The sequence below is a fragment of the Streptomyces sp. NPDC048604 genome, from assembly GCF_043199435.1.
Classification (GTDB): Bacteria; Actinomycetota; Actinomycetes; order Streptomycetales; family Streptomycetaceae; genus Streptomyces.
The window spans coordinates 523468-548226 of sequence record NZ_JBICVX010000001.1; the positions used below are offsets into that span (position 1 = coordinate 523468).

The window sequence follows — 24759 nt, forward strand, 5'->3', positions numbered from 1 at the left end:
GCGTCACAGCAGGCCCGCGCGTGGGGCAGAATCTCCGGTATGGGGATAGTGGCCGGTCTGGACAGCTCTACCGACTTCACGCGCATCGTCGTCTGTGACGGCGACACCGGCGCGGTACTGCGGCAGGGCTACGCCCCGCATCCCGTCGAGCCCAAGGCGGCCGACGTCGACCCGCAGGCCTGGCTGCTCTCGCTCGGCGAGGCGGCCGGCGGCGGGCTCCTGGAGGGCGTGCAGGCGATCGGCGTCTCGGCGCAGCAGCACGGCATCGTGCCGCTCGACCGGACCGGCGGCCTGGTGCGGCCCGCGATGGTCGGCAACGACCGGCGGGCGCAGATCGCCGCGGCCGATCTCGTCGAGGCGTTCGGCGGCCGGCAGGCGTGGGCCGAGGCGGTGGGCTGCGTACCGCAGTCCGGGCAGCCGGTGGCCAAGCTGCGCTGGCTGGCGCGGAACGAGCCGGAGGCCGCGGCCCGGGTCGCGGCCCTCGTGCAGCCGCACGACTGGCTGGTCTGGCAGCTCCTCGGCCGGCCGGTGCGCCGCACCACGGACCGGGGCGCGGCGTCGGGCACCGGCTACTGGTCGGCGGCGACCGGCGCGTACCGTCCCGACCTCGTCGAGCTGGCGCTCGGCCACCAGGCGGCGCTGCCCGAGGTGCTCGGGCCGTCCGACGCGGCCGGCACCACCCCCGAGGGCCTGCTGATCTCCGCCGGCACCGGCGAGACCATGGCGGCCGCGCTCGGGCTCGGGCTCGGGCCCGGCGACGCGGTGGTGTCCCTCGGCGCGTCCGGCTCCGTGATGGCCGTGCACCACGAGGCGCTGGCCGACCCGCGCGGCATGATCACCTCCTTCGCCGACGCCACCGGCATGCACCTGCCGGTGGTGCACACCTCCAACGCGGTGCGGGCGCTGCGCGGCACCGCGGACCTGCTCGGCTGCGAGGACCTCGCGGAGCTGTCCGCAATGGCCCTGAAGTCCACGCCGGGCTCGTCCGGCCTGGTGCTGCTCCCCTATCTGGAGGGCGAGCGGACCCCGCAGCTGCCGCACACCGCGGGCACGCTCAGCGGGCTGCGGCGCGAGTCGATGAAGCCCGAGCACCTGGCGCGGGCCGCGTTCGAGGGCATGCTGTGCTCGCTGGCCGACGCGATGGACGTCCTGCGCGGGCGCGGCGTGGAGGTGCGCCGGGTGTTCCTGCTCGGACAGGCCGCCGAGCTGCCCGCCGTCCAGGCCATCGCCCCGGCGGTCTTCGGCGCGCAGGCGGTCGTCCCCCAGCCGGCCGACTACGCGGCGCTGGGCGCGGCACGGCAGGCGGCCTGGGCGCTCGGCGTGGCGCGGGGCACGCTGTCCCCGCAGACCCCGCCGGCCTGGCAGGGCGCGGTGGCCCAGGTCCTGGAGCCGGGCGACGAGCTGGCGGTGGGTCAGGCGGTGCGGCAGCAGTATGCGGCGACGCGCGAGCAGATCCACCCGGGCGCGTTCGCGTAGGACGGCGAGGGGCGGAGGACGGCCGGAGGCCTGCCGGGGCGGGCCGTGTAGGACGGTACGACTTACGACCGGGGCTGGGGAAAACCGAGTCGTAACGTCCCCCGGGCACGGGCGATAGTAGAACCCGTGCTCATAAGACTCCTCCGAACCTTCCTCGGACCGTACCGAAAGCCCATCGCCCTGCTGGTGCTGCTGCAGTTCCTGCAGACCTGCGCCACCCTCTACCTGCCCACCCTCAACGCCGACATCATCGACCGCGGTGTCGTCGAGGGGAACACCGGCTACATCCTGCGGTTCGGCGCGCTGATGCTCGCCGTGTCCGTGGTGCAGGTCGTCTGCAACATCGGCGCCGTCCACTACGGAGCCCGGACGGCCTCCGCCCTGGGCCGGGACGTCCGCGCCGCGGTGTTCGCTCGGGTGCAGTCCTTCTCGGCCCGTGAGCTCGGGCATTTCGGCGCGCCGTCGCTGATCACCCGGACCACGAACGACGTCCAGCAGGTGCAGATGCTGGTCCTGATGGCGTTCACCCTGATGGTCTCGGCGCCGATCATGTGCGTCGGCGGCATCGTGATGGCGCTCTCGCTGGACGTGCCGCTGTCGGCGGTGCTGCTCGCGGTGGTGCCGGTCCTGGGCATCGCGGTCTCGCTGATCGTGAAGCGGATGCGGCCGCTGTTCCGGACGATGCAGGAGCGCCTCGACACGGTGAACCGGGTGCTGCGCGAGCAGATCACCGGCAACCGGGTCATCCGGGCCTTCGTCCGCGACGGGTACGAGAGCGAGCGGTTCCGCGGCGCGAACACGGAGCTGACCGACGTCTCGCTGGCGACGGGCCGGCTGATGGCGCTGATGTTCCCGACCGTCATGACGGTGGTGAACGTCTGCAGCGTGGCCGTGGTCTGGTTCGGCGCGCACCGCATCGCCGGCGGCGGGATGGAGATCGGCGCGCTGACCGCCTTCCTCGCCTATCTGATGCAGATCGTGATGGCCGTGATGATGGCCACCTTCATGTTCATGATGGTGCCGCGCGCCGAGGTCTGCGCCGAGCGCATCCAGGAGGTGCTGGACACCGAGTCCAGCGTCGTCCCGCCGGCCGAGCCGGTGCGGGAGCTGGACCGGCGCGGCCATCTGGAGATCCGGGGCGCGGACTTCCGCTACCCGGGCGCCGAGGAGTCGGTGCTCCGGGAGGTGGGCCTGGTGGCCCTGCCGGGCGAGACCACCGCGATCATCGGCTCGACCGGCAGCGGCAAGTCGACGCTGCTCGGCCTGGTGCCGCGGCTGTTCGACGTGACCGGGGGCGAGGTGCTCGTCGACGGCGTGGACGTGCGGACGCTGGACCCGGAGCTGATGGCCCGGACGGTGGGCCTGGTGCCCCAGAAGCCGTACCTGTTCTCCGGGACGGTGGCGACGAACCTGCGGTACGGGAAGCCGGACGCGACCGACGAGGAACTGTGGCACGCCCTCGAGGTGGCGCAGGCGGCCGACTTCGTACGGAAGCTGGAGCACGGGCTGAACGCACCGATCGCGCAGGGCGGCACCAACGTCTCCGGAGGCCAGCGGCAGCGGCTCGCGATCGCGCGGACCCTGGTGCAGCGGCCGGAGATCTACCTCTTCGACGACTCGTTCTCGGCGCTCGACTACGAGACGGACGCGCTGCTGCGCGCCGCTCTGGCGCGGGAGACCGCGGACTCGACCGTGGTGATCGTCGCCCAGCGGGTGTCCACCATCCGCGAGGCCGACCGGATCGTGGTCCTCGACGAGGGCCGGGTCGTGGGCGCCGGACGGCACCACGAGCTGATGGCGGACAACGAGACGTACCGGGAGATCGTGCTCTCCCAGCTGACCGAGGCGGAGGCTGCCTGATGGCCGGTCCTGGCGGACGCATGATGATGGGCCAGTCCGGCGAACGGTCCATGGACTTCAAGGGCTCCGGCAAGCGGCTGCTGAAGCAGCTGGCGCCGGAGCGGAGCGTGCTGTGGCTGATGCTGGCCGCCGGCGTGCTCAGCGTGGCGGCCTCGGTGGTGGGGCCGTTGATCCTCGGCAAGGCGACGGACCTGGTGTTCGCGGGCGTCGTGGGCCGCGAGATGGACGCCGGCGCCACCAAGGAGCAGGCGATCGCCGAGGTGCGCGCCCAGGGCGACGACGGCATGGCGGACATGCTCTCCGGCGTCGACTTCACCCCCGGGCAGGGCATCGACTTCTCCGCGGTCGGCAAGGTGCTGCTGCTGGTCCTCGCGATCTATGTGGCGGCCGGTCTGCTCATGCTGGTGTCGACCCGGCTGTCGATCACGGTGATCAACCGGACCGTGTACCGGATGCGCGAGGAGGTCCAGGCGAAGCTGTCGCGGCTGCCGCTGTCGTACTTCGACAAGGCCAAGCGCGGCGAGGTGCTGAGCCGGGCCACCAACGACATCGACAACATCTCGCAGACCCTGCAGCAGTCGATGGGCCAGCTGATCAACTCGGTGCTGACCATCGTCGGCGTGCTGGTGATGATGTTCTGGATCTCGCCGCTGCTTGCGCTGGTCGCGCTGGTGACGGTGCCGGTGTCGGTGGTGGCGGCGGCCCGGATCGGGAAGCGCTCGCAGCCGCACTTCGTGCAGCAGTGGCAGTCCACCGGCAAGCTGAACGGGCACATCGAGGAGATGTACACCGGGCACACCCTGGTGAAGATCTTCGGGCGGCAGGAGGAGGCCGCGCGGGACTTCGCCGAGCAGAACGAGGCGCTGTACGAGGCGGGCTTCAAGGCCCAGTTCAACAGCGGCGTGATGCAGCCCGTGATGTTCTTCATCTCCAACATCAACTACGTCCTGGTCGCCGTGGTCGGCGGTCTGCGGGTCGCCACGGGCACCCTGTCCATCGGCGACGTGCAGGCGTTCATCCAGTACTCCCGGCAGTTCTCGATGCCGCTGACACAGGTCGCCTCGATGGCGAACCTGGTGCAGTCGGGCGTGGCCTCCGCCGAGCGGATCTTCGAACTGCTCGACGCGGAGGAGCAGGAGCCGGACGCGCCCGAGTCGCAGCTCCCGGAGCAGTTCAAGGGCCGGGTGGCGCTGGAGAAGGTGGCGTTCCGCTACGAGCCCGACAAGCCGCTGATCGAGGACCTGTCGCTCACGGTGGAGCCGGGACAGACGGTCGCGATCGTCGGCCCGACCGGCGCCGGCAAGACGACCCTGGTGAACCTGCTGATGCGGTTCTACGAGGTCACCGGCGGCCGCATCACCCTGGACGGGGTGGACGTGACGGCCATGTCGCGGGAGGACCTGCGGTCCGGGATCGGCATGGTGCTCCAGGACACCTGGCTGTTCGGCGGCACCATCGCCGAGAACATCGCGTACGGCGCCTCGCGCCGGGTGAGCCGGGCGGAGATCGAGGAGGCGGCCCGCGCGGCGCATGTGGACCGGTTCGTCCGGACGCTGCCGGACGGGTACGACACCGTCCTCGACGACGAGGGAACGGGCGTCAGCGCCGGCGAGAAGCAGCTGATCACCATCGCGCGGGCGTTCCTGTCCGACCCGGTGATCCTGGTCCTCGACGAGGCGACCAGCTCCGTCGACACCCGCACCGAGGTGCTGATCCAGAAGGCGATGGCCCGTCTGGCGCACGGCCGCACGTCCTTCGTGATCGCGCACCGGCTGTCGACGATCCGCGACGCCGACGTGATCTTGGTGATGGAGAATGGAGCGATCGTCGAACAGGGGACGCACAGCGAGCTGCTGGCGGCCGGAGGCGCGTACGCGCGCCTGTACGCCGCCCAGTTCGCGCAGGCGGTCGCCGAGGTCGACTGACGCACCACGACTGACGCACCACGCACGACCACGAAGGGGGAATCGGACGCGATGGCGGACGACACGGAGAAGAACAAGGCGGCCAAGCCGGGGCAGGGCTTGGCGCTGTGGATGCCGATCGGGCTCTGTCTGGGCATCAGCCTCGGGCAGCTGAGCGACAACCTGGGCCTGGGCATCTCCCTGGGTCTCGCCGGCGGCACCGCCATCGGTGTCGCCTTCGACGCCGCGATCAAGAAGCGGCAGGAGGGGGCGTCCGGGCCGGACGCCTGACGGGGAGCGGACCGCCTCAGTCGAGGTAGCCGCGCAGCTGGTCGGCGAAGGCGTGGTCCCGCAGCTTGCTGAGGGTCTTGGACTCGATCTGGCGGATGCGCTCGCGCGTCACGCCGAAGAGCCGTCCGATCTCCTCCAGGGTGCGGGGCCGCCCGTCGTCGAGCCCGTAACGCAGCTGGACGACCTTGCGCTCCCGCTCGCCGAGCGTCGAGAGCACCGCGTCCAGGTGTTCCCGCAGCAGCAGGAAGGCGGCGGACTCCACGGGGGACGCGGCGTCGCCGTCCTCGATGAGGTCGCCGAGAGCGACGTCATCCTCCTCGCCCACCGGCGCGTGCAGCGACACCGGCTCCTGCGCCAGCCGCAGCACCTCGCTCACCCGCTCCGGCACCAGGTCCAGCTGGGCGGCGACCTCTTCGGGCGTGGGCTCGTAGCCGCGTTCCTGCAGCATCCGGCGCTGCACCCGGACCACCCGGTTGATCAGCTCCACCACGTGCACCGGGACGCGGATGGTGCGGGCCTGGTCGGCGAGGGCCCGGGACATCGCCTGCCGGATCCACCACGTCGCGTACGTGGAGAACTTGTAGCCGCGGGCGTAGTCGAACTTCTCCACCGCCCGGATGAGGCCCAGATTGCCCTCCTGGACCAGGTCGAGCATGGTCAGACCGCGGCCCACGTACCGTTTGGCGACCGAGACCACCAGGCGCAGGTTCGCCTCGATCAGCCGGCGTTTCGCCATCCGGCCCATGACGACCAGCCGGTCCAGGTCGTGCGCCAGGCGGGAGTCCAGATCGGGGGTGCGGGTCAGCTTCTCCTCGGCGAACAGCCCGGCCTCGACCCGGCGGGCCAGGTCGACCTCCTCCTCCGCGGTGAGCAGCGGGATCCGGCCTATCTCGCGCAGGTACTGCCGGAACAGGTCGCCGGTGGGTCCGCTCCCGCCGAGCTCGGGACGCCGCGGCGCCGGCTCGGGGGTCTCCTCCACGAGCTCCTCGGGCGCCGGCTCCTCCGGCTGCGGCGCTCTGCGCTGCTCGGGCACGGCGTCCGCCGGGGTGAGGGTCTCGGTCTGCACGGGGGCGACCTCCAGGGCTCCGAGGGCTCAGGCACCGGATCCAGTGTGGGGTACGACACATCGCCGCCACGAGGGGCGTGCGGTGACTTTTTGAATCCGGTACGTGACGGGGGCGCTACCGCCCGTCAGAGCGCCGCCGCTCCATGGGTGCGCAGCGACTGGGCGTACTGGGTGAGCACCCAGAGCTCGTTCTGCACCGCGGCGACCTGCTCGGGCGCGCCGTGCGCGCCGAGCCGGGCCAGGGTGCCCTGGACGTCGCGCAGCCGGCGGTCGACCGCCCGCAGCCGGACGGTGACCAGCTGGTCTCCGGCGTACACCTCGTCGACGCTCTTCGCGAAGACGGTTTCGACGGCCAGCTCGCGGACCAGTGCCCGGACCGTGTCGTCGGGGGCCGACTGCTGGACGACGTCCAGGTAGTCGGCGGGGGCGTCGGTCGCGCCGCCGGCGTCCTGGATGCACTGGCGCACGGCCGCGTAGGGCGGCGCGGTGAACTCGTCGATCCCGTACGCGTCGAACGCCGGCGAGACCAGCTCGGGCCGCTGCAGCGCCAGTTTGAGCAGTTCGCGCTCGGTGCGGTGGGCGGGGCTGCGGAGGTTGAGCGCGGGCCCGGAGGGGGCGACGGGCGCCTGGATCGACGGGGCCTGCTGCCGGTTCGGCGCGGGCGACGGGCCCTTGCCGCCGCGGTCGCGCTGCCAGCGGGCGATCTGGGCGACCCGCTTGACGACGAACTGGGTGTCGAGGATGCCGAGGAGCCCGGCGAGCTGCACGGCGACCTCGTGCTGCGAGGCGATGTTCTTGATCCGGGCGACGACCGGGGCGGCCTCGTCGAGCGCGGCGGCGCGGCCGGCCGGGGTCTCCAGGTCGTACCGGTTCACGATCTGCCGCAGCGCGAACTCGAACAGCGGGGTGCGCGGCTCGACCAGGTCGGCGACGGCCTCGTCGCCCTTGGCGAGGCGCAGCTCGCAGGGGTCCATGCCGTCCGGGGCGATGGCGATGTAGGTCTCGGCGGCGAACTTCTGGTCGTCCTCGAAGGCCCGCAGGGCGGCCTTCTGGCCGGCCGCGTCGCCGTCGAAGGTGAAGATCACGCGGGCCGAGCCGTTGTCCATCAGGAGCCGGCGCAGGATCTTGATGTGGTCGCCACCGAAGGCGGTGCCGCAGGTGGCGATGGCGGTGGTGACGCCGGCCAGGTGGCAGGCCATGACGTCGGTGTAGCCCTCGACGACGACGGCCCGGCTGGTCTTCGCGATCTCCTTCTTCGCCAGGTCGACGCCGTAGAGGACCTGGGACTTCTTGTAGACCGGCGTCTCGGGCGTGTTGAGGTACTTGGGCCCGTTGTCGTCGTCGCGCAGCTTGCGCGCGCCGAAGCCGACGACCTCGCCGCCGACGTCCTTGATCGGCCACATCAGCCGGCCGCGGAAGCGGTCGATGGGGCCGCGGCGGCCGTCCTGGGAGAGTCCGGAGAGGAGCAGTTCCTTGTCGGAGAAGCCCTTGCCGCGCAGGAAGCGGGTGAGGTGGTCCCAGCCGGCCGGGCTGTAGCCGACGCCGAAGTGCGCGGCGGCGGCCTGGTCGAAGCCGCGCTCGGCGAGGAACCGGCGGCCGATCTCGGCCTCGGCCGAGCCGAGTTGGTCCACGTAGTACTGGGCGGCGGCCTTGTGCGCCTCGATCAGCCGGATCCGCTCGCCGCGCTGGTGGCCGGGGTTGTAGCCGCCCTCCTCGTAGCGCAGGGTGATGCCCGCCTTGGCGGCGAGCCGCTCGACCGTCTCCGAGAAGGAGAGGTGGTCGATCTTCATCACGAAGGCGATCGTGTCGCCGCCCTCCTGGCAGCCGAAGCAGTGGAAGAGTCCCTTGCTCGGGCTGACCTGGAAGGACGGGGACTTCTCGTCGTGGAAGGGGCACAGGCCCTTCAGGTTGCCGCCGCCGGCGTTGCGGAGCTGGAGGTACTCGGACACGACGGCGTCGATCGGGACCGCGTCCCGTACCGCCTTCACGTCGTCATCGTTGATCCTGCCTGCCACGCACAGATTCTATCGGGGGTCCGGGGGTCTCCCCCCGGGTTGTGGAGCCTGCGGCTGCCGGACGGCGGTCAGACCAGGCTGTCGAGCGGCACGGACGGGTCCGCCAGGGCGTCCGGGTCCACGGTCGCGCCGGAACGGATGAGTTTCTGGATGTCCTCTGTGACGTCCCACACATTCACGTTCATGCCCGCGACGACCCGGCCCTCGTTCAGCCAGAACGCGATGAACTCCCGCTTCCCGACGTCGCCGCGCGCCACGACCTGGTCGTACGAGCCGGGCGGCGCCCAGCCCGAGTACTCCATGCCGAGGTCGTACTGGTCGGAGAAGAAGTACGGCACCCGGTCGTACGAGACGCTGCGGCCGAGCATGGCCCGGGCGGCGGCCGGGCCGCCGTTGAGCGCGTTGGCCCAGTGCTCGACGCGGATCCGGGTGTGCAGCAGCGGGTTCTGCGCGGCGGCCACGTCGCCGGCGGCGAAGACGTCCGGGTCGGAGGTGCGCAGGCTCGCGTCGACGGCGATGCCGCCGCCGTCGGCCCGGTCGACCAGGGCGAGGCCGGCGTTCTCGGCGAGCGCGGTGCGCGGGGCGGCGCCGATCGCGGCGAGCACGGCGTGGGCGGGGTGCTCCTCGCCGTCGTCGGTGCGGACCGCGAGGACCATGCCGTCCTGGCCGACGATCTCGGTGAGCCGGGCCCCGAAGTGGAACCGGACGCCGTGCTCGGTGTGCAGATCGGCGAAGAGCTGGCCGAGCTCGGGGCCGAGCACGCGGTTCAGCGGGGCGGGCTCGGACTCGACGACGGTGACCTCGGCGCCGTAGGTGCGGGCGGCGGCGGCGACCTCCAGGCCGATCCAGCCGGCGCCGGCGATCACCAGGTGGCCGTTGTCCCGCCCGAGGGTGGTGAGGACCTGCTTGAGCCGGTCGGAGTGGGCGAGCCGGCGCAGGTGGTGCACTCCGGCCAGCTCGGTGCCGGGGAGGTCGAGGCGGCGCGGCTCGGCGCCGGTGGCGAGCAGCAGCTTGTCGTAGCGGATGACGGTGCCGTCGCCGAGGCGCACGGTGCGGGCGTCGCGGTCGATGGCGACGACGGACTGGCCGAGGTGCAGCTCGACGTCGTTCTGCGCGTACCAGGAGGGCTCGTGGACGAAGACGCTGTCCCGCTCCTCCTTGCCGAGGAGGTAGCCCTTGGAGAGGGGCGGGCGTTCGTAGGGGTGGTCGCGCTCGTCCCCGATCAGGATCACCCGGCCGTTGAAGCCCTCGGCGCGGAGCGTCTCCGCCGCCTTCGCCCCGGCCAGGCCCCCGCCGACGATGACGAAGTTCAGATCTGCGTCGACCACTTGATGCCTCCTCGTTGCGACCGCTTCCCACGCTACGCCTCCCGGCGTGGGGACGGGCCGTGCCGCCCCGGCGCTCCCAGGGAGCGTCCCGCACGGAGCGTGATGGCGGAAGAGGGCCGTGGCCGGGGCTTGGCGGAGCCGGGCCCTCCGCGGCGGACGACGCGGTCAGGCCGGGCGTCAGGCAGGGCGGGCGGTGAGGCGTTCGTGCAGGGCGCGGGCTGATGCGTCGGTGAGCGAGGCGATCTGATCGACGATCACCCGTTTGCGGGAGCGGTCGTCGGGGGCGGCCGCGTACAGCGCGTGGAACTGCGGTTCCAGGCCGTGCGGGGCGCGGCCGGTGAGCGCCTCGGCCAGTTCGGCGAGCACGATCCGCTGGTCGGCGCGCAGGGCCTCCTGTTCGGCGCGCTGCATGACGTAACGGTCCGCAACCGCCTTGAGGACGGCGCATTCGTTGCGGGCCTCGCGGGGGACGACGAGCTCGGCGGCGTACCGGGTGAGCCGGCCCGACCCCCACGCGGTGCGGGTGGCGCCCTCGGCGGCCAGGCACAACCGGCCGATGAGCTGGCTGGTGGCGTCCTTGAGCCGGGCCTGGGCGACGGCCGAGCCGTCGTATCCGTGCGGCCACCAGTCCTGTTCGATCAGCCGGTCGAGGGCGTCGGCGAGCTCCTGCGGGTCGGTGTCCTCGGGGACGTACCGCCCGATGGCGACCCGCCAGATGTCGGTTCGCTCGGGCTCGGAGTAGAGCAGGTTGGGGTCGATGTGCCCGGCGTGCAGCCCGTCCTCGAAGTCGTGCACCGAGTACGCGACGTCGTCGGCCCAGTCCATGACCTGGGCCTCGAAGCACTTGCGGTGCTCGGGCGCGCCGCGGCGGATCCACTCGAAGACCGGCAGGTCGTCCTCGTAGACGCCGAACTTGGGCGAGCCCGGGTCGGTGGGGTGACCGGCACGCGGCCAGGGGTACTTGGTGGCGGCGTCGAGCGAGGCGCGGGTGAGGTTGAGGCCGACGCTGACCGGCTCGCCGGTCACGGGGTCGGCGAGGAAGCGCTTGGGCTCGATGCGGGTGAGCAGCCGCAGGGACTGGGCGTTGCCCTCGAAGCCGCCGCAGTCCTTGGCGAAGTCGTTGAGCGCCTGCTCGCCGTTGTGCCCGAAGGGCGGGTGGCCCATGTCGTGGGAGAGGCAGGCGGCCTCGACGAGATCGGGGTCGCAGCCGAGCGCGGCGCCGAGCTCGCGGCCGACCTGGGCGCATTCGAGGGAGTGGGTGAGGCGGGTGCGCGGGCTGGCGTCCCAGGCGTGGCTGCGCGTGCCGGGGGTGACGACCTGGGTCTTGCCGGCGAGCCGGCGCAGCGCGGCGGAGTGCAGCACCCGCGCCCGGTCGCGCTGGAAGGCCGTCCGCCCGGGGCGTTTGTCGGGCTCGGCGTCCCAGCGCTCGATGGCCGCCTCGTCGTAGCCGGGGGTGTCCGTGTTGCCGTCCATAGCCCCGAAGGTAACCGGCGGGACCGACAGAAGGGGTCAGGTGGTGGCGAGTTCCCGCCTGGGAGCGGCGAGGCCGGCGAGGCCGGAGGCACGATCGTGGCGCGGTGCACGGTCGTGGCGCAGTGCGCGGTCGTACCGGTGCAGGACCAGGCGGGCCAGGGCGGGGTGCGGGCCGAGCGGGGCGGCGGCGAGCCAGGGGGCCTCGGCGGCGCTGCGGGCGGCGAACAGGCCGGGGGCGGTGAACAGGGAGGCGACGGCGATCCGGTGCCGGCCGCGGGCGGCCAGGGCCCGGACCGCGTCGGGGACGGTGGGCGCGGCGGCGGAGGCGTACGCGGCGACGACGGGCACGCCGCCGAGGCGTTCGCGGAGCAGGGCGGCGGTGCGGCGGGTGTCGGCGGCGGACTCGGGAGCGCGGGAGCCGGCGGAGGCGAGGACGACGGCGGTGTCGCGGGCGGCGCTGTGCTCCGCGGTCCAGCCGGCGTCGACGAGGCGTCCGTACAGGGCCTCGATCAGCAGGGGGTGGGCGCCGAGCGGATCGGCGACGCGGGTGCGGACCGCGGGCGCGGCGGCCGCGGCGGCGGGCAGGTCGTGGGTCACGTGGTACCCGCGGCCGAAGAGCAGCGGCACGAGGACCGCCTCGCCGCCCGGGGCGAGGTCCGCGAGCGTGTCGGAGAGCAGCGGGGCGTTCAGTTCGATGTGGCCGAGGCGGACGTCGAGCCCGGGGCGGATCTCGCGGACCCGGTCGAGCAGGGCCTGCACCTCCGGCAGCGCGCGGGGGTCGCGGCTGCCGTGGGCCACGGCCACGAGGGCGGGGGGTCGCGCGGCCCGGCGCGGCCCGCCGGGCCGGACGCGGCGCAGCCCGGTCCCGAGCTCGTCGGTGATCCGGCCGAGCAGCTGGGCCGTGCCGGCGAGGGTGATGTCCGGATCCGTCATGGACCGATCCTGACCGCGGCACGTTGCCTGCCCGTTGCGTGGGCGTCACGAGTGTTTTCCACAGGCTCACCGGGCCCGGCGGGGCGCTGTCAGTCCGGTCACCTACTGTGATCGCCATCGGAACCGGAAGGTCGGGGAGGCGGTCTCGCCATGGGCTGGATCGAGACGGGGAGCGGCGGCTACGCCGTGACGCTGGAGGGCACGCGGGTGCTCTGCCGGAACGCGCAGGGGCGCACGCTCAAGCAGGTGCCGGCGAAGTTGAAGGACGACCCGGAGGTCGTACGGCTGCGGCAGCTCGCCGAGTGGCTGGAGCGGCACGAGCGGGAGTGCCGCGAGCAGGTCGACGCGTGGCTGGTGCGCTCCCTGCCGGTGCCGGTGGCCCTGCTGGCCCGGGTGTGGCCGGACCCGGCGTGGCGGGCCGCGCTGACGGACCTGGTGGTCGCGCCGGTGGGCGCGGACGGCGCGGCGGACGTGGCCCGGGCCGGGTTCCTGCGGGACGCCGACCCGGAGCGGGGGCTCGGTGTGGTGGACCTCGACGGCGACTCGGTGCGGCTGGGCGCGGCGCAGGGCGTGGAGTCGGTGCTGATACCGCATCCGGTGCTCCTCGACGAGCTGGACGAGCTGCGGGAGTTCGCGGCCGAGCTCGGTGTGGAGCAGGGAGCGCAGCAGCTGTTCCGCGAGGTGTGGCGGCGGCCCGGGGCGCGGGACGGCGAGGCCGCCGCGGGGGACGCCGCTGCGGGGGACGCCGTGGAGGCGTACGCGGGCGGCAGGTTCGAGCAGTTGCGGCACGCCACGGCGCGGGCGACCTCGTTCGGCTACCGGGTCCGCGGCGGTCACGCGGTGTGTCCGCTGGTGGAGGACGGCCGCGCCCTGGAGGCGGCGTACTGGCTCGGTGAGGACTACCCGGACGCGGAGACCTGGACGGGCTCCCTGGAGTGGCGGGACCGGGCGGGGCGGCGGCTGCCGCCGGCCGAGGTGGGGCCGGTCGCCTGGTCGGAGGGCGAGCGGATGGCCGCGCTGGTGTACGCGGGCCGGGTCGTGGACGAGGAGGGGGACGCGCGATGAGCGTGCGGGACGAAGGACTGCTGCAGGCGGGGGCGGTGCTGCCGGCGGGCGCCGGCGGGGACGGTACGGACGTGCTGACCGCGCGCGCGTACGCGCATCCCGCGCTGGAGGACCGGCCGGTGGTGCGGCTGGTGCCGGAGACGATCGCTGCGGCGGAGGACCTGGCGCTGGAGTACCTGGGCTTCACGGCCGGGGACGCGGCGGAGCCGGTGGGCCGGGTGCGCCGGCAGTCGCTCGGCTTCCCGGCGTGGGCTCTGGTCCACGACCCGGCGAACGGGCACCACGCGCTGGCCGTGGTGAAGGAGATGGAGCGGCTCGCCCGGCTGGTCGCGACGAAGCCGGGGCTCGCGAAGGAGGGCTTCGAGGAGCTCGGCGTCCGCCTGGACCGCTCGGTGCCGCAGTTCCTGCCCACGTACTTCGAGCAGGTCGCCCGGCTGTACCTGGCGGCCGACGCGAAGCAGCAGGCCGCGGTGTTCTTCGGCAAGGCCCGCGCCGCCGAGCAGCGGCACGCCCTCGCCGTGGACGAGGAGCGGGTCCGCGAGGTGTTCCTGGAGTTCGCCGGGGCGGGCGCGCTGACCGCGAAGTCGCTGCGGGACCACGCCAAGACCCTGGCGGCCCGGCTGCCGGCGCCCGAGGCGTACGAGAACTTCCGCACGCTGTCCCTGGAGCGCTGCGCGGCGGGCCTCGCCCCGTACGCGGGGATGCTGGAGGACCTGCGGCGGCTCGCGAAGGCGGCGCGGCTGGACGCGCGCGCCGAGGAGTGCGCGCTGCTCGCCGGGATCCTGCCCACCGGGGCGATGAACCGTGCGGCGCCCGGTTTCTGGAAGTCGGCGCTGCCCGCGCTGCGGGACCTCGCGGCCGGGGATCCGGCGGTGCGCCGCCGGCTCGTGACGCTGCTGCCGGCCGTGGCCGGGGACGACACGGAGGGGTTCGACACCTCCTGGCTGGAGCTGCTCGACGCCTGCGGGGCGACGGAGCTGCTCCTGGACGGCACGGTCCCGGCCGCCGAGTGGCTGGCCGCCTGGACGGAGCACCGGCGGCGCGGCTGGGGCGGCCGCGGCGGCCGGATCGAGGCCGAACTGACTCTGGTGGAGCGGCTGGCGGCGCGGCTGATCGCGGACGGGACGCCGGTGCGGCTGCTCTCCGGGCGGGGCCGGCGGAGCGGGGTCGACATCGACGTGCTGGACCTGTGTCTGGCGCTGGGCGTGCCGGTCGCCGCGCCTGAGGGCGACTCCGCGCGGTTCGGCCTGGAGTCCTGGATGCGCGACGAGCGGCCGGGCCGCCGGGACCTGGCGGCGCTCGCCGCCGACGAGCGGTTCGCGCCGCAGCTGCGGGCCGCGGTCGAGAACGTGGCCGGTTCGAACGGCGGCTCGGCCCGGCTCCTGGAGGTCGTGGAGCATCCGGCGCTGCGCCTCGTGCTCGCGGGCTGGGTGGCCGACCGGGCGGACGACCTGGAGCGGCCGGTCGGACTGCCGGAGCTGAACGAGCAGTTGACCCGGCTCTCGCGGTTCTCCTCGCCGGCGGTGCTGGCCGCGGCCCCGGAAGCGGTGGACCGGATCACGGCGTACTCGCCGGCGACGGCGCTCGAGCGCACGCTGCGCGCGGGCGTCCTCGACGAGCTGGGCTGGCCGGCCCTGGAGAAGGGGCTGGCGTCCCTGGGCGAGGTCGACCCCAAGGCCCCCGGCGGGCGGCGCGGCCACGGCGAGCTCTGGTACCGGCTCGCGGACGCCTACCCGGCGCTGACGGTCCGGCTCGGCATGGAGGTGGTGCTCGTCGGCCCGGAGGAGGTGCTGGAGCGGCGCACGCTGTCCCTGCCGGCGAAGCAGCAGAACCGGTGGGACGAGCCGACGGTCCGTCATGTCGCCGGCCAGTGGCTGGTCGCCTCCGGTCACGGCGACGCCCGCCGCGCGGTGTGGTCGGGCCGGCCCGCGGACGTGTTCAAGCCGACCGGGGACCTGCGCGACACCTGGGACCACGCGCACCTTCCGTCGCTGGCGCTGCCGGACGGCAGCCGCTGCTTCGGCGGCCGGCCGGTGCGTCCCGGGGACACCTCGTTCGCGGCCGAGCACCGCGCGACGGCCTCGGACGGCATCTCGGTGTGGGTGCTGCACGAGGACCGGTGGTGGGAGTACGACCCGGCCGCCGCGCGCCGCGGCCGGGCGGCCGCGCCCGGCTTCTTCGACGCGGCCCTGGAGGGCGCGGCCGGGCAGCGGCTGGTGTCGCGGGCCTGCCGGCTGCTGCCGGCGGCGCCGGGCACGGAGTCCTCGCCGTTCGGCAGCAAGGACGGACTGCTCGGCTGGTGGGTCCGCCTGGACCCGAAGTCCGGGACGATGAAGGCCTGTTCGGTGGACGGCACGACCGGCCCCGCGGTGCCGGCGGACCCCGGGGCGGTGTCGCCGTACCAGACGCTGGGCGTCCCGCTGCCGCCGCTGCGGCTGCCCGGCGGCGCGGTGCTGCACCCGCGCGAGTCGGCGCGGTTCGACCGGTACGTCGAGCTGTACGACGCGGACGGCGTGCGGCTGTCCAAGCACGACCTGGGCGACCGGGGCGGACGCTACGCGGCGGGCACGGCACTGGTGCCGCCGCTGGCGTACTGGCACGCGCTGCGGCCCCGGGACGAGGCCGGCTCGGCGCGGCTGCGCGCGGTCACCGCGGCGGACGCGCGGGCGCTGCTCGACGCGGTCGCGGACGGCGCAGCGCCGGGCGACGCCGTGGCGCGGGTGCTGCCGGAGCTGACGCACCCGGGCCTGGTCGCGGGCGTGGCCGGGATCGTGGAGTTCGCGGCGAAGTGCGCGGAGCGGCTGGCGAAGCTGGCCGAGCGGGCGGCAGAGGGCCGCGAGCCGGGGAAGGCGAAGCAGGTGGTCCGGGCGCGGACCCTGCATGCCCTGGACGGGCGGCTGATGTCGGCGCTCACCGGTCTGGACGACGGCCTGTACGGGAACGCCTGGCTGCCGCACGGCCCGGACGCGGACGCCACGGTGGCGAACGTGCGCCGGCTCGCGGAGGTCCTGGCCACGGACGAGGGAGCGGAAGAGGCGGCGTCATCGGCGCCTCCGGCGTCCTCCTCCGACCCGGACCGGGCGGTCCGTGAGACCCGTGTGCCCTGGCAGTCGTTCGTCGGCGTCGGCGTCGCGAGCGTGGTGGTGCGGGCCCTGTCGCCGCTGACCGGGCAACAGGACCGGGACGCGTTGGCCGAGTTCGCGGGCGCGCTGCTGGACGTGGCGGCGGACGGCGACGCCGTCCTGGCCGACCCGCGCGGCCGGCTGCGGATCGTCGAACTGCGCTCGCCCTGGGACGACGGGAACGCCACCGGCGGCCAGGAGCATCTGGGCGAGGTGCACCGGGACGGCCGGCGGGCGCTGCTGCTCATCGGGCGCTGCCGCCTCGACGACGGCTACGCGTGGTGGACCGGCGTCGAGTACGACCCGGAGCGCCGCTTCGGGGCCTGGGAGGGCTTCGTCGAGACGGAGTCGCAGGTGCTCGGCGCGCCGGACGACCCGCTGCGCGCCCCGGCGCTGCGCGAGACGCTGCGGCTGCTGAAGGAGCGCGGGCCGGCGCCGTACCGGCCGGAGCGGACCGCGGAGTTCGCCGAGGCCGCGGGCGTGTCGCAGCCGGGCGCGGCGCTGGTGCTGCTCGGGCTGCCGGGTCTGGTCGGCTGGGGCCGCGAGGGGCTGCTGCCCGCCGAGATCCTGGCGACGATGGGCGCGAAGGTCGCCGAGGCGGAGGCCGCGCGGGAGCTCGTGAAGGAGCTGCCGGTAGCCGAACGGCGCGCGTACGCGGGCCTGTTGCTGCCGCTCGCGGCCGAGGACGCGGCGGCCGTGTGGGAGCGCGGTTTCGACGTGACGGCGGCCGTGGCGCACTGGGTCGCGGTACGCGGCCTGCGCCGGGTGCCGCCGCCGGAGCTGATGGCGCGGGCGAACGCGGAGCTGGCCCCGAGCCGGATGGCCGAGATCGCGGTCAACCCGGAGGCCCAGCCGGAGCTGACCGGCCGGACGACGCAGCGCATGGTGGAGCAGCGGCTGCAGCCGGCCGAGCCGGCGAAGCTGTTCACCGGCATCCAGCTGTACACGTACGTGAAGGCGCTGACCTGGCTGGCGTACCGGCTGCCGTTCGGCGACCCGCTGCGCGCGGTGCTGCCGGTGACGCTGAGGATGCTGCGGGAGCGGCTGTCCGACCCCGGGCTGCTCCTTGACCTCCAGCTCGACTGGGCCCCCGACGGCAGCTCGGCCGCGGCGCGGCTGCGGGAGCATTGCGGGCTGCCCGCGCAGGGCGGCACGGACGCGGACGGCGTGATCGAGATCGCCGACGGGCTGGTGCTGTGCCCGATGCAGTACCACGCGGCGGCCGAGGAGGTCTGGGTGCGCCCGGCCGCGCTCAGCGGCGGCGACCTGGCCCTCCACCCGACGATGAAGCTCCTGGAGGCCACCTGCCGGTCCCTGGGCCGGCTGGAGGCGCTGAAGGCCCTGTTCTCCGCGGAGTTCGAGGCGCTGGTGACGGCCGACGGCCCGGCCGGCGCGGCGCAGCATCCGGTGCACAGCGTGCCGGAGCTGGTCGCGGAGGCCGCGGCCCGGTTCGGCCTGTCGCAGGACGCGGCGGCGCTGTACCTGATGCTCCTTGCGCTGCCCGACCCGACGGACCGCAAGCAGGCCGAATGGACCGGCTGGAAGCCGGCCCGGCTGAAGAAGGCGCGCACCGAACTGGCCGCGACCGAGCTGGTGGTGGAGGCGAAGCGGGCCCGTGCGGGCCGGTCGCTCTTCCTGCCCGGCGGCTGGCAGGAGGCGAAGTCCCCGCAGCTGCCGATGGAGACCTGGAAGCTGCCGCTGCTGCCGCGCGAGGGGTACGCGTTCGTCGTGCCGGACCGGCCGGTGGCGGCGCAGTTCGCGGCGGCGTGGCAGCGGATCGTGGACGGCGACGTGCCGGGTTACGTGGAGTTCGAGGGCCGGGGAGGCAGGCGATGAGCGAGTACGGCGGGGGCGCGCGGCAGGTGGCGCTGGCCGAGGACCGGTACGCGGCGGAGCTGGAGTTCCTCGCCGCGTACGACGACGGGCCGCGGCCGCCGGCGTGGCGGCTGACGCCGCGCGCGGTGGTGCTGTTCGTCTGCGGCTCGGGCGACGAGGAGCTGGCCGCCCCCGACGGCCGGCGGATGGCGGTGACCCGGAAGTTCGTCGGCGAGCGGTCGCTGGTGGAGCGCTGTGTGGTGACGCTGGCCGGGGAGCGCGGGCTGCTGCTCGTGGGCGAGCCCGGCACGGCCAAGTCGATGCTGTCGGAGCTGCTGGCGGCGGCGGTCTGCGGCAGCAGCACGCTCACCGTGCAGGGCACGGCCGGAACGACGGAGGACCAGCTCCGCTACGGCTGGAACTACGCGATGCTGCTCGCCAAGGGACCGAGCCGGGAGGCGCTGGTGCCGTCGCCGGTGCTGACGGCGATGACGCGGGGCGCGGTGGCCCGGGTCGAGGAGATCACCCGGTGTCTGCCGGAGGTCCAGGACGCCCTGGTGTCGCTGCTGTCGGAGCGCCGCCTGGCGGTGCCGGAGCTGGCCGGCGGGGACGGGTCGGGGGACGGGGACGGGTCGGGGGACGGCACGGTCCACGCGTCCCCCGGTTTCACCCTGATCGCCACGGCGAACCTGCGGGACCGGGGCGTCTCGGAGATGTCCGCCGCCCTGAAGCGGCGCTTCAACTTCGAGACGGTGGGCCCCATCGGGGACCTGGCCGAGGAGACCGCGCTGGTGCGCCGGCAGGCGACGGCGGCGCTGGCCCGGGGCGGGGCGGAGTTCGCGGTGGACGAGGCGGTCCTGGAGGCGCTGGTGACCGCGTTCCGGGACCTGCGGACCGGGCGGAGCGCGGAGGGCTGGGACGTCGAGCGGCCGTCGACGGTGATGTCGACGGCGGAGGCGGTGCAGGTGGCCGCGTCGATGGGCCTGAGCACGGCGTACCTGGGCGACGGCCGGGACGTGCTGCGCACGCTGCCGGGCCATCTGCTCGGCACCGTCCACAAGGACGACCCGGCGGACCACGCCCGCCTGCTCGGCTACTGGGACGGCCCGGTCCGCCGGCGCGCCGAGAGCGGCGCGGCGCTGTGGCGCACGCTGTGGGACCTGCGCGATGAACTCGCCTGAACTCCCCGGGGCGGCCGTCGACCGGCTGGCGGGCTGCCGTGAGCCGTACCTGATCGGCGTACGGCACCACTCCCCCGCGCTGGCCGCGGCGATGCCGGCGCTGCTGGCGGCGGCCGCGCCGGAGGTCCTGCTGGTGGAGCTGCCGGAGGAGTTCGCGCCGTGGCTCCCGTATCTGGCGTCCCCGGGGACGGTGCCGCCGGTGGCCCTTGCGGGGAACGGGGCGGACGGCGGGCTGGTGTTCCTGCCGTTCGCGGAGTTCTCCCCGGAGCTGGCGGCGATCCGCTGGGCGCGGGAGGCGGGTGTGGAGGTGGTCCCCTTCGACCTCCCGCTGGCCGCGCGGACCGGGGAGCGCGGCACGGACGGCCGCCGACTGGGCCTGGCCGAGGCCCTGAGGGCGCGGGCCGGCGGGCGCGAGGACCTCTGGGACCACCTGGTCGAGTCCGCCGCGCCCGGCGCGCCCCCTCAGACCCTGCGCCGCGCGGCGCTGGCGGTGGGCTGGGCGTTGCGCACGGACACGCCGGCGGTGCCCGAGCTGGACCTGCGCCGCGAGGCCCATATGCGCGACCGTCTGGCCGGGTACGGCGGCCGGCGCACGGCGGCGGTGATCGGCGCGTTCCACGCGCCGGCGCTGGCGGCGGGGGCGGACAGCGCCGACGTGGAGCCGCGCACCGGCGGTGAGCCGGGCGGCACGGAGGTCGTGACGTCTCTGGTGCCGTACGAGTACCGGTTGCTGGACGAGCGGTCCGGCTATCCGGCGGGGATCCGGGACCCGGAGTGGCAGCACGGGGTGTATCTCGCCGGGGGCGAACCCGCGGCGCTGGACGAGCTGTTGGTCGGCACGGCGGTGCGGATCTGCGCGGCCGTGCGGGAGGCCGGTCATCCCGCCGGGCCCGCCGACGCCCGCGAGGTCGTGCGGATGGCACGCGACCTGGCGGCCCTGCGGGGACGCCCGGCCGCCGGGCGCGCCGAGCTGGCGGAGGCGGCGCAGTCGGTGCTCACCCAGGGCCGGCTGATGGGCCGCGGCCGGGTCGTGGCGGCCGCGATGGAGCGGACGCTGGTCGGCGACCGGCAGGGCGTGCTCGCGCCGGGCACCCCGCGGTCCGGGCTCGGCCCGGCCGTGGAGGCGCTGCTGGCCGAGCTGTCGCTGCCCCGCCCCGGCGCCCCGGACCGCCGCGAGCTCCGGCTCGACCCGCACCGCAGCGAGCCGGACCTGCGCCGCGAACTGGCCCTGCGGCGGCTCGCGGTGTGCCGGGTGACGTACGCGGAGCAGGGCGAGGTCGCGGGCGTGGGCGGCGCGGAGGCGCTGACGACGCGGTGGACGGCGGCCTGGACCCCGGCGACGGCTGCGTCCCTCGACCTGGCGGGGCTGCACGGGGTCACCCTGGAGCAGGCCGCGCAGGGTGTGCTGCGCCGGCGCCGCGCCGCGCAGGAACGGGCGGGCGGCACGACGGCCGCGCAGGCGCTGGAGGCCCTGCGGGACGCGGCGGGCTGCGGGCTCACGGACACGGCGGAACAGTGGCTGGCGCTGGTGGCGACGGTCCTGCCCGCGACGGGAACGCTGCCCGAACTCCTCGACGGCCTCGCCCTGGTGGACGGTCTGCGGGCCGGCCATGTGCCGGGCGTCCCGTCCGGCTGGGCGAAGGCGGAGCTGGACACGGCGTACGAGGCGCTGGGCGCGGCGGGCGTCCGGGCGCTGGACGGCCTGGCGGGTTCCACGGATCCGGACGACGCGCGGGCGCTGGTGGCGCTGGCCTGCCGCACGGACGCGGACCGCGGCGGGCTGCGGCTGGCCGACGCGCTGGCCCGCCTGGACGCCGACGGCGCCCCGCTAGTCCAGGGCGCGGCGGGCGCGGCGCGGGTGCTGCTCGGGCAGCGGGACGCGGCGGCGTTCGGCACGCGGCTGGCGTCCCGCGTGGACGGCGCGACGACGCCCGGACTCCGCACGGACCTGGCCGGGTTCCTGAGCGGCGTGCTGCTGGCGGCGGGCCCGCTGCTGGAGACGTCCGGCCCGCTGGACCCGCTCCTTGAGCGGGTGGAGTCCCTCTCCGACCGTGACTTCCTGACCCGCCTCCCGGCCCTGCGCGCCGGCTTCGACACCCTCTCCCCCGCCGCCCGCTCCCGCCTCCTGGCGGTGGTGGAGGACCGCACGGGCGTGGCGGCGGGCACGCTGCAGGGCGACCCGGAGGCCCTGGCCCGGCTTGCGGCCGCCGACCTGGCGGGCCGGGAGGCGCTGGGGGCACTGGGGTTGGAGATCCCGGCGGAGGTCCCGACGGAGTCGGTGGCCACCGAGGCGGTGAGGGTCCCGCCCGACCCGAAGCGCACCACGGCCCGGCCGGCCGCGGCGGCCCCGCAGGCCGGGCAGCACGACGCGGCGCTGAGTCCCGGGGAGCGATGGCGGCTGCTGCTCGGCCGGGGTCAGGGGCTGACCGGCCGGGCCGGCCGCGTGGCGACCGTGCTCGACGAGCTGTACGGCGGCGGCCGCGGCGAGGGCGCGCGCAGCGAGGAGTACGGCCCGGGCGGCGGCGACGAGGCCTCGTACCCGGACGTGCGGGCCTGGTCGCAGGAGCTGGCCGCGCTGTTCGGGCCGGGCGTCCGGGAGGAGGTGCTCGCGGCGGCCGCGCAGGCCGGCCGCCTCGACGCGGCCCTGGAGCTCGACCCCGGGGCCGCGCGCCCCTCCGTCGAGCTGCTGCGCACGGTGCTGTCGTACGCGGGCGGGCTCCCCGAGGACCGGCTGGCGCGGCTGCGGCCGCTCGTCGCCCGTCTCGTACGGGAGTTGACCGACGTACTGGCCCGGCGGCTGCGCCCCGCGCTGACCGGGCTCACGCACCCGCGGCCCACCCGTCGCCCCGGCGGCCCGCTGGACCTGCCGCGCACGCTGCGGGCCAACCTGGCGACCGCGCGGCGCGACGTGGAGACCGGCGCGGTGACGGTCGTACCGGAGCGGCCGGTGTTCCGGACCCGCGCCCGGCGGGAGGCGGACTGGCGGCTGGTCCTGGTGGTGGACGTGTCCGGGTCGATGGAGGCGTCGACGGTCTGGTCGGCGCTGACGGCCGCCGTCCTGGCCGGAGTGCCCACGCTGAGCACCCACTTCGTGGCGTTCTCCACCCAGGTCCTGGACCTGTCGGGCCATGTGGAGGACCCGCTGGGCCTGCTGCTCGAGGTGCGCGTGGGCGGCGGCACGAACATCGCGCGGGGCCTGCGGCACGCACGGAGCCTGGTGACGGTCCCGTCGCGGACGCTGGTCGTGCTGGTCAGCGACTTCGAGGAGGGCGGTCCGACGGCCCCGCTGCTCGGCGAGGTCCGGGCGCTGGCGGAGGCCGGCTGCCATGTGATCGGCTGCGCCTCGCTGGACGACGAGGGCCGGCCGCGGTACTCGGCGGGCGTCGCCGGGCAGTTGGTGGCGGCGGGGATGCCGGTGGCGGCGCTCAGCCCCTTGGAGCTGGCCCGCTGGGTCGGCGAGCGGATCGGAGGTGAACGGCGATGACGACGGCCCTTCCCCCGGTGGCCGCGGAGGTCGCGGCGGCCGCGCTGGACCTGCTGCCCGCGCGGCTGCGCAAGCGCGTCGACGCGACGGTGACGAAGGCGGCGGCCTGGCCGGTGGAGCCGGCGGCGGACGGCCCGGGCGTACGGGTGCTCGCGGCCGAGGACACGACGGTGACCCTGACGACGACGGACGGCGTCGTGGCCACGGCGGACGCCGCCGTCTGCACCTGCCTCCTGGCCCCCGCCTGCCTCCACCGCGCCGCCGTCCTGTCGGCAGCACCACTCGCTGCCGACCAGGAGCCGGCCGTCGCCGAGGAGCCGGCCGAGACGCCCACCCCGCCGGCCCTGCCGGAGGACGCCACCGCGCCCGTACCGGATCAAGGAATCCCCGCCGGTCCCTCCCCCGCGCAGCTCCATGCCCTCGGTGCCCTGCAGCAGGTCGGGGAGCGGGTGTTGGCGGCCGGGGTCGGCGGAACCGGGGCCGTGGTGCGGGCCGAGCTGGTGCGGGCCGCGCACGGGGCGCGGGTGGCCGGGCTGCACCGGGCGGCCGCCGTGGGGCTGCGGATCGCGCAGCGCGTGGCCGAGGCGCGGGCGGACGACCCCGGGTTCCGGCTGGACGCGCTGGCGGCGGACCTGGCCGAGCTGTTCACACTGGCGCTGCGCCCGGCCGACGCCGCCGGGACGGCGCGCCGCGCGTACCGGCAGGCCGGGCAACTGCGGCTGACCGGCCTGTTCACCGAGCCCGTGGTCACCGCCTCCGGCTACGCGGGGGTCGCCACGTACGCGCTCGCCCCGGACGGAACGCCGTACACGCTCGCGGACGTCCGGCCGGGCGGGCCGGAGCGCGTCCCGCAGGCGGCGGCCGCGCCGGTGCCCGGCGGCTGCGCCCTGTCACTGCGGGAGCTGGGGGACGGGGGCGGGGTGCTGATGACCGCGCCGGCCGTGTCGCACGACGGCCGCGTCGGCGGCGGCGCGGGCGTACGGTCCGTCTCCGTGCAGGGGACCGGCTGGTCGGAGGAGCCCGCCGCTGCGCTCTGGAGGCGGCCGCCCGCCGAGCAGTTCGCCTCCGTGGACACCGAAGGCCCCGGCGAGGGGCTGCTGTTCCTCGACGGGACGCTCACCTCGTCCGGCCTCGCGGTGACGGACGGCCCGACGGTGGCCCTGTACGCCCCGGACGAGCGCCCCGAACTCCCCTACGCGGAGAACCTCCGGCTCCTCGCCGCCCACCCGGGCCTGCGTATACGTCTGATCGCCCGGGTCGTCCCCGGCCGGCCCGGCGGGGTGCACGCCCTCGCGGCGCAGTGGACCGACCGCACCGGCGCCCCGCTCCGCGCGGACCTCGGACTGCGCCGGATCCATCGCGCCGATCTGCCCGACCCTGCCGATCCGGGCGATCCGGCCGATTCGGCCGACGCGGACCCCCCGGCCACGCCGTCCGCGCCCGTACCCGCCCTCCCCCTGGAACTGGAGCTGCTGCGGCGGGCCGTGGAGCGGGCGGTGGCCGGCGGACGGGCCGTCGGTGCGGCCGGCGACGCGGACCTGCCGCGGCGGCTGCGCGCCGTGGGCCTCGGCACCGGGGCGGAGTGCGCCCGGGCGCTGCGCGACACGGCCGCCGACCACCGCCCCGACGCCCTCGGCCGGATGGTCCCGGCGGACCCCACCGCGTACGCCCGCGCGTGGCTGACGGCCGCCGTGTACGTCGCGGCGGCGACCAGGTCCTGTCTGGCCGCCGCCTGGGCGGGCTGAC

Annotated in this window: 14 protein-coding genes; 9 read left to right on the forward strand and 5 right to left on the reverse strand. The window is 75.3% G+C overall.

The genetic code is table 11. The annotated features are described in order from the left end of the window. Positions 1-39: 39 nt before the first annotated feature. From ACGFMM_RS02580 to ACGFMM_RS02595, 4 genes are all read left to right on the forward strand, one after another. Positions 40-1476 carry an FGGY-family carbohydrate kinase gene (locus ACGFMM_RS02580; RefSeq protein WP_393642383.1) on the forward strand — a complete coding sequence of 479 codons (1437 nt, stop codon included), beginning with the start codon at positions 40-42 and terminating at the stop codon, positions 1474-1476. A gap of 126 nt (positions 1477-1602) precedes the next feature. Further along, complete coding sequence (locus tag ACGFMM_RS02585) at positions 1603-3336, forward strand: ABC transporter ATP-binding protein (protein WP_393642385.1); 1734 nt, start codon at positions 1603-1605, stop codon at positions 3334-3336. After that, positions 3336-5261, forward strand: coding sequence for an ABC transporter ATP-binding protein (locus ACGFMM_RS02590; protein WP_393642386.1), 1926 nt, complete (start codon positions 3336-3338; stop codon positions 5259-5261). The genes ACGFMM_RS02585 and ACGFMM_RS02590 overlap by 1 nt, the downstream gene beginning before the upstream one ends. A 51-nt stretch (positions 5262-5312) precedes the next feature. Next, positions 5313-5531 carry a hypothetical protein gene (locus tag ACGFMM_RS02595; RefSeq protein WP_393642387.1) on the forward strand — a complete coding sequence of 73 codons (219 nt, stop codon included), beginning with the start codon at positions 5313-5315 and terminating at the stop codon, positions 5529-5531. A gap of 16 nt (positions 5532-5547) precedes the next feature. Here ACGFMM_RS02595 and ACGFMM_RS02600 read toward each other — a convergent pair whose 3' ends face one another. From ACGFMM_RS02600 to ACGFMM_RS02620, 5 genes are all read right to left on the reverse strand, one after another. Further along, positions 5548-6612 carry an RNA polymerase sigma factor gene (locus ACGFMM_RS02600; RefSeq protein WP_393642798.1) on the reverse strand — a complete coding sequence of 355 codons (1065 nt, stop codon included), beginning with the start codon at positions 6610-6612 and terminating at the stop codon, positions 5548-5550. Between the two features lie 110 nt (positions 6613-6722). After that, complete coding sequence (gene dnaG / locus ACGFMM_RS02605) at positions 6723-8612, reverse strand: DNA primase (RefSeq protein ID WP_393642388.1); 1890 nt, start codon at positions 8610-8612, stop codon at positions 6723-6725. 68 nt (positions 8613-8680) lie between these two features. Next, positions 8681-9940, reverse strand: a complete 1260-nt coding sequence (locus tag ACGFMM_RS02610) for an NAD(P)/FAD-dependent oxidoreductase (RefSeq protein WP_393642390.1) — start codon at positions 9938-9940, stop codon at positions 8681-8683. A 177-nt stretch (positions 9941-10117) separates the two neighbouring features. Continuing rightward, positions 10118-11413: a deoxyguanosinetriphosphate triphosphohydrolase gene (locus ACGFMM_RS02615; RefSeq protein WP_393642392.1), complete on the reverse strand. Its 1296-nt coding sequence runs from the start codon at positions 11411-11413 to the stop codon at positions 10118-10120. 36 nt (positions 11414-11449) lie between these two features. After that, positions 11450-12346 carry a sirohydrochlorin chelatase gene (locus tag ACGFMM_RS02620; protein ID WP_393642394.1) on the reverse strand — a complete coding sequence of 299 codons (897 nt, stop codon included), beginning with the start codon at positions 12344-12346 and terminating at the stop codon, positions 11450-11452. 150 nt (positions 12347-12496) lie between these two features. On the opposite strand from ACGFMM_RS02620, the gene ACGFMM_RS02625 reads away from it, so the two are divergent. From ACGFMM_RS02625 to ACGFMM_RS02645, 5 genes are read left to right on the forward strand one after another with little or no spacing between them, the layout of a single operon-like run. Then, positions 12497-13411 (forward strand): DUF4132 domain-containing protein, encoded by a 915-nt coding sequence (locus ACGFMM_RS02625; RefSeq protein ID WP_393642395.1) that lies wholly within the window; start codon positions 12497-12499, stop codon positions 13409-13411. Next, positions 13408-18369: a hypothetical protein gene (locus ACGFMM_RS02630; protein ID WP_393642397.1), complete on the forward strand. Its 4962-nt coding sequence runs from the start codon at positions 13408-13410 to the stop codon at positions 18367-18369. Before ACGFMM_RS02625 ends, ACGFMM_RS02630 begins: the two co-directional genes overlap by 4 nt. Then, positions 18366-19529 carry an AAA family ATPase gene (locus tag ACGFMM_RS02635; protein ID WP_393642398.1) on the forward strand — a complete coding sequence of 388 codons (1164 nt, stop codon included), beginning with the start codon at positions 18366-18368 and terminating at the stop codon, positions 19527-19529. Before ACGFMM_RS02630 ends, ACGFMM_RS02635 begins: the two co-directional genes overlap by 4 nt. Further along, the gene (locus tag ACGFMM_RS02640) at positions 19516-23013 is read left to right on the forward strand and encodes a DUF5682 family protein (RefSeq protein ID WP_393642400.1); all 3498 of its coding nucleotides are present in this window, start codon (positions 19516-19518) and stop codon (positions 23011-23013) included. Before ACGFMM_RS02635 ends, ACGFMM_RS02640 begins: the two co-directional genes overlap by 14 nt. Next, positions 23010-24758, forward strand: coding sequence for a hypothetical protein (locus ACGFMM_RS02645; RefSeq protein WP_393642402.1), 1749 nt, complete (start codon positions 23010-23012; stop codon positions 24756-24758). Before ACGFMM_RS02640 ends, ACGFMM_RS02645 begins: the two co-directional genes overlap by 4 nt. Position 24759: the final 1 nt, after the last annotated feature.